Raw genomic sequence first — 12,030 nt, 5'->3', positions numbered from 1 at the left:
TATTAATGGAGCAGAATTTAGATTTTTTGGACGAGGAATTATTTACCCCTATCGATAAAGATGCAAAACAGATAAACAAAATAGTGCGGCCGAGCCTTACTTATTGGCAGGACGCCTGGATGAGGTTGAAAAAGAATAAAATAGCAACCCTAGGGCTGTTGTTAATATGTATTTATATTATGATGGCCATTATAGGTCCTTATATGTCTAAATATGATTTCAAGACCAACTATGCTGATTTTACTGACCAGGGTCCCAGTAGAGATCACTGGTTTGGAACTGATACATTAGGCCGAGACCTGTGGGCCAGAACGTGGATGGGAGCGAGGGTATCACTTTCTATAGGATTTTTAGCGACCTTTATAAATTCTGTGGTGGGGGTTATTATTGGAGGAGTATCAGGGTATTTCGGCGGTACGGTAGATATGATTATCATGAGAATCATCGATGTACTGTATGGAATACCCACCCTTATAGTAGCCATACTTGTCATGGTGGTCATGGGCTCGGGTATTCACAGTCTGATTTTGGCCATGGTCATTATTGGGTGGATAGGCAGTGCGCGGTTTGTTCGGGGTCAGGTCCTGCAACTAAAAAACCAGGAATTCGTCCTGGCAGCAAAGGCCCTGGGAGCCAGTGATTTTAAGATAATTATTAGACACCTTATCCCAAATATGTTGGGGCTCATTATTACAAATCTAACAATGGCAGTCCCCGGGGCAATTTTTACTGAAGCTTTTTTAAGTTATATTGGACTTGGAATTCAACCACCTTACTCCAGTTGGGGGTTACTGGCTAGGGAAGGAGCCCAGAATTTCAGGGCATATCCATATCAATTGATAATACCTTCGTTTTTTATAAGCACTACTATGCTTTCCCTCAACTTGCTCGGCGACGGCCTGCGCGACGCGTTGGACCCAAGACTTCGCGGAACTTTTAAGTAAAAATTAATTTAATTACCGGAGGTACTCGGAATGGGAAAGTTACTGGAAGTAAATAATCTAGAAGTCTCTTTTAATACCTATGGAGGCCAGGTGAGCGCAGTAAGGGGTGTATCCTTTCACGTAAATGAGGGCGAATGCATTGCCATCGTGGGTGAGTCCGGATGCGGCAAAAGCGTTACTGCTAAGGCCATTATGCGCCTGATCCCCTCTCCTCCGGGATATATAAAAGGTGGCAGTATAAAATTTAACAACATAGACCTGCTTGCTATCAGTAGAAAAAAGATGCAGATGATAAGAGGGGCGGAAATTGGTATGATATTTCAGGATCCCATGACATCACTGAATCCAACGATGACCATAGGAAAACAAATAGAGGAGAACATACTCATACACCAGCGTATAAGTAGACGAAAGGCTACAGAAAGGACTATAGAAATTCTAAAACGGGTGGGGATACCTAACCCAGAAAAAAGAATAAACCAGTATCCCCATGAATTCAGTGGTGGCATGAGGCAGCGCGTGATGATTGCCATGGCGATTGTATGCAATCCAAAGCTGCTAATTGCCGATGAACCCACCACTGCCCTGGATGTAACTATACAGGCTCAGATATTGGACCTGATGAAAGATTTACAAAAAAGCATGAAAACTGCCGTAATTATAATTACCCACAATCTAGGGATTGTTGCTAATATGGCTAAAAGGGTTATGGTGTTTTATGCTGGCAAGATCATAGAGTCCGCCAGTGTCGAAGATATATTTTATAATCCAAAGCATCCTTATACGTGGGGCCTTTTAAAATCTGTCCCGAAGTTACATTCCCAATCGAAGGAAAGGCTGGTGTCCATTGAAGGCACTCCGCCGGATTTATTTTCGCCGCCTACAGGCTGTGCTTTTGCTGCTCGCTGTGAATATGCTATGAAGATATGTGCGAAAAAATACCCTCCTATGATGAGGGTAAAAGAAAACCATGAAGTCACTTGCTGGCTGCTGCATGAAAGAGCTCCCAAGATCCAGCGGCCTTCCTGAATTGGAGGTAAAGAATATGCCACAAATAGGTGAAAATCTCATCGAAGTGAAAAATCTTAAAAAGTACTTTAATGTAGGCAAAGGCCAGTTATTAAAAGCAGTGGATAATATAAGTTTTTCTATCAGAGAAGGTGAAACACTGGGCCTTGTGGGGGAAAGTGGCTGTGGCAAATCTACAGTTGGAAGGACTATGATAAGGCTGTATGAGCCCACTGGTGGAGAGGTTATTTTTGAAGGCCGCAATGTTTATGAGTTTAATAGCAGTGAAATAAAAGAATTCAGAAAAAACGCTCAGATAATATTCCAGGATCCGTACGCTTCGCTCGATCCAAGGATGACTGTAGGAGATATTATCGGTGAGGGAATGGATACTAATAATCTTTATAGCGGCAAAGACAGAATAAATCGAATATACGAGTTATTGAATATAGTTGGCCTTGACAGGGAACATGCTAGTAGATTTCCGCATGAATTTTCCGGGGGGCAGAGGCAGAGAATAGGCATAGCCAGGGCTCTTGCTGTTGAACCGAAGTTTATCATTTGCGATGAACCCATATCGGCACTAGATGTTTCCATACAGGCGCAGATAGTAAACCTGCTTATAGATTTGCAAAGCAAGTTCAAGCTTACCTACCTGTTCATATCTCATGATTTGAGCATAGTAAAACATATTTCAAATAGAGTTGCCGTAATGTACCTAGGTGTTATAGTGGAGCTGGCGGAAAGCTTTGAACTGTATAGCAATCCTCTGCACCCATATACAAAGGCGCTGCTTTCTGCCATACCTATACCCGATCCTATTATGGAGCGAAACAGACAAAGAATTCTCCTGCAGGGTGATGTGCCAAGCCCTATAAATCCGCCGAATTACTGCAGATTCCGGGGTCGTTGCGCTTATGCCAGACCAGTATGTGCTGAAGTTCAGCCCGAATTGAAGGAGTTGAATTCGGGTCATTTTGTGGCGTGTCATCTCTATGAGACATAGTCTCAAAATTGGTCATAATAATATACAATTTCTGATACGTTCACTTTAGAATGTAGGATGGAATCAGGAAAAAATAGAAACTGATTCGATAATTATAAATAATGCTGGCATGAAATTTGCTAAAAAAATTAAGAAAGACATTTTTCTAAAATGATAAAGGAGGAGAATAGTATGTCCGTTTCTTCTGAGTATGTAACTGTTGAAAAAGAAATGCAGAAGAGGAGGGCTGCCGTCAGGCCGATAAATGAAAGGATTGCAAAACTCAGAGAGGAAAGCGTGAAAGCTGAGGTTAAAATATCTGATGAAAGAGCTAGGCTCATAACCCGGTTCTATAAAAACGGCCTTGCTGAAGGAAAATCCATCCCCGTGCAGCGTGCCCTGGCATTTAAGTATTTAATGGAACGTGTAAGCCTTCCGGTGGAAGACGGCCAGCTGATTGTTGGATTAAGAGGGACTGGACCCCAGGAAGTTCCCACATATCCGGAAATTTGTACTCACAGTATGGAAGACTTAGAAATCTTAAACTCCAGAGAAAATATGCCATACAAGGTTGATGAAAAAACCAGGGAATTATATGAAAAAGAAGTAATTCCATTCTGGAAGGGCAAAACAATGAGGGATATTATTTTTGAAAACCTGCCTCAGGAATGGATAGAGGCTTATGAAGCGGGAATATGGACAGAGTTTATGGAGCAGAGGGCACCCGGTCACACCGCTGGCGGTGAAAGGATATTCAAAACAGGGCTTTTAGACATAAAAGAAGAAATTAGAAAGAAAATGCAGGAATTGACGCCGAGTGATCCAGAATACTACGATAAGATGGAAGAACTTAAAGCCATGGATATAGCAGCGGATGCGATTATGGTCTACGCAAAACGCTATGCGGAAAAACTCGAAAAAATGGCAGAGGAAGAAAAAGACTTCGAGAGAAAAAAAGAGCTCGAGCAAATGGCTGAAATATGCCGCTTCGTCCCGGCGCACGCTCCAAGAACATTCTGGGAAGCCCTCCAGCACTACTGGTTCGTTCATGTGGGTGTGGTCTATGAAACAAATCCATGGGATTCTTTTAACCCCGGACGTTTGGACCAGCATTTATATCCATTTTACAAAAAAGACGTTGAAGAAGGTAGGTTAACGAGAGAAAAGGCAAAAGAGCTTTTGGAGGCATTCTGGATAAAGTTTAACAACCAGCCGGCAGTTCCAAAAGTCGGGGTGACGGCGGAAGAGAGCTTCACATATAACGACTTTACAAAAATCAATCTCGGGGGGCTGAAAAAGGATGGCTCGGATGGTGTTAATGAAGTCTCTTACCTGCTACTGGAAGTTCTTGACGAAGTAAGGACTTTGCAGCCCAATACGGCTGTGCTGGTGAGTGACAAAAATCCCGAACGCTTCATTACAAGGGCTTTAAAAGTAGTGGGTCCCGGATTTGGTGAACCGCCCTTCTTCAATTTCGATGGGGTTATAGTCAAGATGTTAAGGCAGGGTAAAAGCCTGGAAGATGCCCGCACTGCAGGGGTCAGCGGCTGTGTGGAAACCGGGGCTTTTGGGAAAGAAACTTATATCCTGACAGGATATTTCAACCTACCCAAAATTCTTGAGATTACCCTGAATAATGGTATAGATCCGCAAAGCGGTAAAAAGATAGGCATGGAAACTGGAGAACCGAGGAGCTTCAAGACCTTTGATGAACTGTGGGAAGCCTTTGTTAAGCAAGTAAAACATTTTATAGACATAAAGATGAAAGGAAATGACATTATAGAGGCGCTTTATGCAAAATACCTGCCGGTTCCTTTCTTATCGCTGTGGATTTGTGACTGCATCGAAAATGCCAGAGATTACAATGCCGGCGGGGCAAGGTACAACACCCAGTATATTCAAATAGTAGGTTTAGGTACGCTGACCTATAGTTTAACTTCTATTAAGTACCATGTGTTTGATGAAAAGACAGTATCAATTGATGAACTTCTTGAAGCCCTCAAGCATAACTTCGAAGGGAAATACGAAATGCTGAGACAGATTATCATGAACAAAACGCCCAGGTATGGAGAAGACGATGATTATACCGACAAGATTGCAAAGAAGATAGTCGATAATGTGGTGGATATAATCGAAAAATATCCGCCGTCTCCGGTCAGGAAAGCATCTAAGAGGGTTTACTTCCTGCCCACAACAGCTCATGTATATTTCGGAAAAGTTACGGGGGCAACGCCTGATGGGAGAAAAGCAGGTTTTCCGGTTTCTGAAGGTGTTTCACCGGTTCAAGGGAGTGACAAAAAGGGAGTAGCGGCGGTATTCAGGTCAGTTTCTAAATGTGATTGGGATAAGACTGGAGGAGCTTTGCTTAACCAGAAACTTACTCCGGATCTGCTGGAGGGTGAGGAAAATATCCGGAAACTTTCGCAGCTTATAAGAACATTTTTCAAAATGGGAGGGCACCACGTCCAGTTCAATGTGGTGAGCGTCGAGTTACTCCGTGAGGCACAAAAACGGCCTAAAGACTTCCAGGACTTAATGGTTAGAGTCGCCGGGTACAGTGACTACTTTGTGAACTTACCGAAGGGTTTACAGGAAGAAATAATTGCAAGAACCGAATATAAAGAAGTATAGGATTGGGGCAAAACAGGACGGAGGCTTCTAAATGGTCAATGATGGATTTATATTCGATATAAAAAGGTATGCTATCCACGATGGTCCCGGAATAAGGACAACGGTATTTCTTAAAGGGTGTCCTCTAAGATGCTGGTGGTGTCACAATCCCGAGGGTATTTCTGGCGCAAATGAGCTTATGTTTTTCGAATATAAATGCATGCGGTGTGAAACATGTAATCGTGTTTGTGAGATTGGTGCAATTACATTTGAAAGCAATATTCAGCATATTGACCGTCAAATCTGCAGTTATTGTGGAAATTGTGCCGGAGCTTGCCCGACTGGAGCTTTACTACTTGTTGGCAGAGGGATCACAGTTGACGAGCTTATGAAGGAGATTGAAAAAGATATTCTGTTTTATGATAATTCAGGAGGAGGCGTGACTTTTTCGGGAGGAGAACCGCTATTCCAGCATCAATTTTTAAGAGAGGCGCTGAAAGAATGCAAGAAAAGAGATCTTCATACCGTTTTGGATACATCAGGTTATGCGCCCAAAGACGTATTTTCATCGGTATTGGATTACGTTGATGTGTTCCTCTACGACCTGAAACTGGCTGATGAGGAAGAGCATAAGAAATATACTGGAGTTTCAAATAATCTGATTAAGGATAATTTGCGGATGCTGGTGGATGCAGGCAGAGGAAAAGATGTTATTCTGCGATTTCCCGTAATTCCGGGGATTACAGATACGGAAAAAAATATTGACGGCCTTGTGGAGTTTGTTTCCTCACTAAAAGGTATAAATGAAATTGACTTATTACCTTTCCACGATGTGAGCGAAAAATATAACAGGCTTGGTAAGGAGTATAAAATGTCCATCCGCCAAGCTCCGCCACGAGAAAAATTAAAGTATATAAAGGAAAGGTTTGAGGAAATCGGGCTTTATACGAAGATTTGAACAAATAATGAAATCACACTTATACAAAATAGAGAATTTCAGCACCCGGCATTGCTTCGCTGATTTTTTTTTGAAAAAATGCCTTCAACTCTTCCATTTTTTCTGTGGGATAAACGTATTTGCCATACCCGAACTGGCCGAATTTAAAAGTCCGCTCTCTTTTATTAAGGGGAACCTGGGTCTTGGGAAATACTTCCAAAATATTTCTTCTGGCCCGTTCGGTAAACCTGTGAGTTATCAGTTCAAATGCCGGGGGCTTTTTTATTTTGCCTGCGAGCTTGAAGCTTAATTTTTCCAGCATTTCACCATAACATTTCTCCCAGCCCGGATAATAAAAAATGGGGCCGATGATAAAACCGAGGGGATAGCCGGCGCAGGCCGCTTTTGAAGCCGCCTCTAATCGCTCATCAAGGGAGGGGGTCCTGTGTTCGAACTTTTTGATAACATTTTCCGAGTTTATGCTGAATCTGAAAGTCGTCCTGCCTTGATGTTCAGCGGATAACAGTGAATCGACATTCGTAAACTTGGTGACAAATCTAAAAAGTCCGTTTGGCTGGGTCCCGAAAAACTCAATGGCCTTTTTCAGCGAACCTGTATACGGCTCCACAGGCAGGGGATCGGAAGTGGCCGAACCTTCGAATACTGTGGTAGCGGGTTTTCTCGCCTCTATATAGTCCCTGGCCTTTTCCAGAATTTGCTCCACATTTACATAAACTCTTATATACGGCTTTCTGCCGAGGGTGGTGTTGAGGTAACAGTATTCGCACTCTCCTGTGCAACTGGTTACCAGTGGAAGCTGGTAATGGGCCGACGGCCTGCACCTCTGAAAATCACGGCTCCTCCTGACCCCCACCACCAGAGTCCTTTTGGCCTCTAAGTATGCCTCCTGGGCGGTCTTGCCCGGTATTCCCGTCACCCTGTTGTGCGACCCAACAAAGGACGTTTCCACTCCCATTTCCCTCATCTTATAATATATCTGCCTGCCGGTGGGGTAGTCCAGTGCTTCTCTCTCAAAAAAGGCCCTTTTTGGTATGAAAAGTTCCATACACATCACCAGATATATTTTGCCCTTTATTCTGAAACTTACAATTGAAGTTATTTATGAAAATTATAAATTGTGATCATGCAAGTTGCAATTTATAAGGAGTGGCAAAATCCCACTGTTTTGTTTTATAATGTAATGTAGGTGATAAAAAGGGACAAACGGGGGTTTTCGAAATTGAATAAGGGTAAAAGCAAGACCTATTCCACTTTAACGCGCTGGATGGATTTCAGGCAAAAGATTATAGTGGAAGGAATTGCCGTGGGTTTTTTTGCAGGTGTGATGGCCATCTTATACAGGTATTTGCTTAGCGAGGCGGAATCTTTGCGCAGAGAGATATACTCTGTTTTGAAAATGGGGGGATTTTATGCAACCCTTTTATGGTTTGTATTCTTATTCGCCCTGGCGTATGTGCTCGGACTGATAGTAAAGAAGGAGCCTATGGTAAGCGGCAGCGGTATTCCTCAGGTGAAAGGAGTTCTTTCCGGACAGTTAAAAATGAACTGGATAAAGGTAATCATCTTTAAATTTCTCGGCGGGGTTCTTGCCCTGGGAGTCGGTCTTTCCCTCGGGAGAGAGGGCCCGTCGGTTCAGCTGGGAGCGGCTGCGGGCCAGGGTTTCAGCAGGGCTATGGGGAGGCTCAGGGTCGAGGAAAAATACTTGATCACCTGCGGGGCCAGTGCGGGTCTTTCAGCGGCCTTTAACGCTCCCCTGGCCGGTACGATTTTTGCGCTGGAGGAACTTCACAAAAACTTTTCCCCTATGGTAATGGTGCCCGCTATGGTTGCCTCTTTAACGGCCGGCTTCGTATCTCAACAATTTTTCGGCCAGATGCCGGTTTTTAATTTCGGCCGCATCAAACCTCTGCCGTTAAATCATTATTTTTATGTGCTGCTTCTGGGCATTGTAACAGGCCTGTTTGGCATCGTATTTAATACTGCTCTGATAAAAACCCAGGATTTTTTTAAAAACATAAAAATTTTAAGGCCGGAATTAAAACCTGCCATCCCTTTTGTTATCGCCGGAGTGCTGGGATTTGTCATGCCGGAGGTCCTGGGCGGTGGCGGCGAAATGATTGATTCTCTAAATAAAATAAGCTTTACTCTGTATTATGTGGTTATTCTATTAGTAGTGAAGTTTTTTTTCACAATGACAAGTTACGGTTCGGGAGTACCGGGAGGGATTTTCCTGCCGCTGCTGGTAATTGGGGCTTTAACGGGGGATGTTTACGGGACCGTAGTAGTTAAGCTGATGGACCTTAATCCCGAATATATTAAAAATTTCCTCATTCTGGCGATGGCCGGCTATTTTTCAGCCATTGTAAAAGCTCCGATTACAGGGAGCATACTCATTACCGAAATGACCGGTTCTTTCAGCCACCTTCTGGCTCTGAGCATTGTATCTGTTACTTCATACCTGGTAACCGACCTTTTTAAATCCAAACCAATTTATGACACTCTCCTCGATAGATTGACGGCACGCCGGGGTTCGAAATACCGCGGCCCGGAAGTCGAGAGCCAAAAGATACTGATGGAAGTGCCGGTATGCCTCGGTTCAGCTTTTGACGGCAGGAAAGTAAAAGACGTTAGATGGCCGGAGAATTGTCTGCTGGTGGGCATAAACAGAGGGGATCTGGAAATTATTCCAAAAGGCGATACCATCATGCTCCCCGGAGATTACCTTGTGGTGCTTACCGATGAAACCAAAGCGGCGGAGATAAATAAAAAACTTTTAAAATTGGGTGTGGAGCCGGAAGAACATTCCGCTGTCTCACTGAATGAGACGTTATCATAAAATAACCACAAAACTATTAAAATATTTCTTGAATAATGTCAAGAGTTGTGCTATAATTAAAATACAACGTATTGTATATTGTATAGGTGAAGTGGTATGATAGACAGACAACTTCTAACCAAAAATGGATTAGCCGTTCTCAGACTTGCAAGGGAATTCATATCCCTTAAAAAGGGCGATAGAATTGAAACGGTGGGAGATTTCGCCCAAAAATTGGACCTCGGCCGGGGAACAATTCAATCAGCCATGAGATACCTGGAAGAAGCCGGAGCCATAAAGTTAGAAGCAAAAGGGCATCTCGGCACATATATAGAAAATATCGATTACCAGAAATTATGGGAGATTGCAGGTCTGAGAGTTATTACGGGCATTATGCCCCTGCCCTATTCACGAAGGTATGAGGGACTGGCCACGGGCCTTTATAAGGCTTTCGAAAAAGCGAATATACCCTTTAATATGGCTTACATGAGGGGTGGTTACAAAAGGCTTGAAGTTTTGGAGCAGGGAAAGTATGATTTTGCCATAATGTCCAAACTTGCCGCGAGTATCAATATATCGTCCGGGAAAGATATGGAGATCGTCCTTGATTTGGGCAAATATTCCTATGTAAAAGGTCATAAGGTGTTATTTGCAAATCCGGAAGACACACAAATAAAAGATGGAATGAAGGTGGCTCTTGACAAAAGTTCCATAGACCATTTCATACTAACCTGCTATGAGTGTGAGGGAAAGGACGTAGAATATGTGGAACTTTCCTATAACCAGATTTTAAAGAGCCTGCTGGAAAAAAGGATAGATGCCGCCGTATGGAATATAGATGAGACCGAGGATAGAAATTTAAACCTGCCATATTTTGATTTAAAAAATCCCAAGGTTTTGAAACTGAATGAGGATGATACGGTAGCTGTTTTAGTGGTTAAAAAATCCAACTGGGGTATAGGGGGGGTATTAAAACATATTGTCGACAAAGAGTATGTTTTAGATATTCAAAGGCAGGTTTTGGAGGGGAAGATTTTGCCCAGTTATTAATTTTGATTCCAGTGTAAAAACTCCCCCTTTTCCCCAATCCATATTTAACCAAATACGGCTTGAAAAATAAAAACTAACGAAAAAGCAACAAAAACTACCATATTATCATGATTTATGGTATAATATGCAGGGACAAGGGCTAAAACGAAACATATAAGCCTCAAATCACGATAAATGAGGTGCAAGAAATGTTCAGAGAAAATGTTAACCATCTTCAAGAATCACTATTTGAAAGTACCAACTGGATGAATCCCAGGATAAAGACTAAATTAGAAAAATCTTGGGCTCCCATATTCTATAAATACGTATTCTGCAAAATAGATGAAAAGCCATTTTCAGTACTTTACAGCGATACCGGAAGACCCAACTTCCCAGTAAACATAGCCTTATCCCTGGAATACATAAAGCATTTAAAAAACTACTCCGATGATGAGCTAATCGACAACTTCTACTTCAACTACCTAGTAAACTATGCAGTAGGAATCAGAGTACTGGGAGAACTAAACCTGGCAGAAAAAACCCTTTATGATTTCAGAGCAAGAATATATCGCTATCTGGTGCAACACCCTGAACAGGAAAATTTAATCTTTGCCTCATTTTTAAACCTTACCAAAAACTTTATCAAACAAGCCGGTATATCCACACAAGAACAGCGCATGGACTCTACCATGTTTATGTCAAACATCAAGAAAGCCGGGAGAATAGCATTGGCATTTGATGTTCTAGAAAGAGCAGTAAAATCAGTACCTGAAAACCTTCTTACACCAAACCTCAAAGAAGTCCTAAAACCCGAATTCAAAACAAATGTAATCTATAAAGCAAAACCATCGGAAAGTGAAAGCAAACTCGACATGCTCCTGAATCTGTGCCTTGAAATCAAGAACATCATAGAAAAAGCAGATGAAATAAAAGATCCTGATATCCTGAGGATACTTGAAAGATTCATATCAGAACAATCCGTATTTGATGAACAAAAAAACAAACTCAAAGCCAAAGATAATAAAGATATTCCTACCAACTCCCTGCAGTCTGCCTATGACGAAGATGCCACATACAGGAAAAAGGGTGACAAAGCCCAAAGCGGATACACACTAAACATTGCGGAAACCTGCTCCAAAGAAAACCCAGTCCAGTTTATTACAGACTACAAGGTGGATCAAAACATCAAAAGCGATGTAGATCTGGGTAAAGATAGAATACCAATTATCAAGGAAAATACTGACTGCAAACACCTTTATATGGATGGAGGATACTACTCCCCCGAAGTAATAGAAAAAGGCAAAGAAAATGGAATTGAACTTCACTTCACCAACCTTAATGGAAAAAAACCTCAAAAGAAATTATCTGCAAGCCAGTTTGAAATAAATGAATCCACAGGCATAATAACAAAATGCCCTGAAGGTATAGCACCAACCCATGCAGGTATAACCAAAAGCCAAACCGTAGCTCACTTTCCTTTAAATGCATGTGATACATGTAAACACAGAAAAGATTGCTACTGCAAGAGACAGAAAAAAGACTATGTGGTCCGTATAAATCTAAAAGCCATAGAATCGTCAAAACAACGTCAGAAAGTAGAACAAGATCAAAGAGAAAATACCAGCATGAGGGCAGCCATTGAAGGAACCAACTCAGCATTAAAGCGTGGGCATGAGCTTGA

9 protein-coding genes are annotated in these 12,030 nt (G+C 42.2%); 8 read left to right on the top strand and 1 reads right to left on the bottom strand.

Features of this window, described 5'->3' with window-relative positions; all coding sequences use genetic code 11:
- The first annotated feature begins 5 nt into the window (after nt 1–5).
- From ACKX14_RS00045 to ACKX14_RS00025, 5 genes are all read left to right on the top strand, one after another.
- Complete coding sequence (locus ACKX14_RS00045) at nt 6–944, top strand: ABC transporter permease (RefSeq protein ID WP_422443545.1); 939 nt, start codon at nt 6–8, stop codon at nt 942–944.
- Nucleotides 945–974: 30 nt separating this feature from the next.
- Complete coding sequence (locus ACKX14_RS00040; protein WP_422443544.1) at nt 975–1,973, top strand: ABC transporter ATP-binding protein; 999 nt, start codon at nt 975–977, stop codon at nt 1,971–1,973.
- A 16-nt stretch (nt 1,974–1,989) separates the two neighbouring features.
- Complete coding sequence (locus ACKX14_RS00035; RefSeq protein ID WP_422443543.1) at nt 1,990–2,958, top strand: ABC transporter ATP-binding protein; 969 nt, start codon at nt 1,990–1,992, stop codon at nt 2,956–2,958.
- A 150-nt stretch (nt 2,959–3,108) separates the two neighbouring features.
- Entirely contained in the window at nt 3,109–5,568 is a 2,460-nt protein-coding gene (gene hypD, locus ACKX14_RS00030; RefSeq protein ID WP_422443542.1) for a trans-4-hydroxy-L-proline dehydratase, read from the top strand.
- A gap of 31 nt (nt 5,569–5,599) precedes the next feature.
- Nucleotides 5,600–6,505: a glycyl-radical enzyme activating protein gene (locus tag ACKX14_RS00025; RefSeq protein ID WP_422443541.1), complete on the top strand. Its 906-nt coding sequence runs from the start codon at nt 5,600–5,602 to the stop codon at nt 6,503–6,505.
- A 19-nt stretch (nt 6,506–6,524) separates the two neighbouring features.
- Here ACKX14_RS00025 and splB read toward each other — a convergent pair whose 3' ends face one another.
- Entirely contained in the window at nt 6,525–7,550 is a 1,026-nt protein-coding gene (splB, locus tag ACKX14_RS00020; protein ID WP_422443540.1) for a spore photoproduct lyase, read from the bottom strand.
- A gap of 174 nt (nt 7,551–7,724) precedes the next feature.
- Between splB and ACKX14_RS00015 the strand changes: the two genes are divergently transcribed.
- The 3 genes from ACKX14_RS00015 to ACKX14_RS00005 form a co-directional block, all read left to right on the top strand.
- A complete protein-coding gene (locus ACKX14_RS00015; RefSeq protein ID WP_422443539.1) occupies nt 7,725–9,341 on the top strand; it encodes a ClC family H(+)/Cl(-) exchange transporter in 1,617 nt (538 codons plus the stop codon).
- A 96-nt stretch (nt 9,342–9,437) separates the two neighbouring features.
- Nucleotides 9,438–10,370 carry a GntR family transcriptional regulator YhfZ gene (gene yhfZ / locus ACKX14_RS00010; protein WP_422443538.1) on the top strand — a complete coding sequence of 311 codons (933 nt, stop codon included), beginning with the start codon at nt 9,438–9,440 and terminating at the stop codon, nt 10,368–10,370.
- Between the two features lie 188 nt (nt 10,371–10,558).
- Nucleotides 10,559–12,030, top strand: a 1,472-nt coding sequence (locus ACKX14_RS00005; protein WP_422443537.1) for a transposase, incomplete at its 3' end; no start/stop codon positions are given.

Source organism: Thermorhabdus hydrogeniformans (assembly GCF_049310025.1).
Classification (GTDB): Bacteria; Bacillota; Thermosediminibacteria; order Thermosediminibacterales; family Tepidanaerobacteraceae; genus JBJYKD01.
This window is presented reverse-complemented; position numbering and strand designations above follow the sequence as displayed.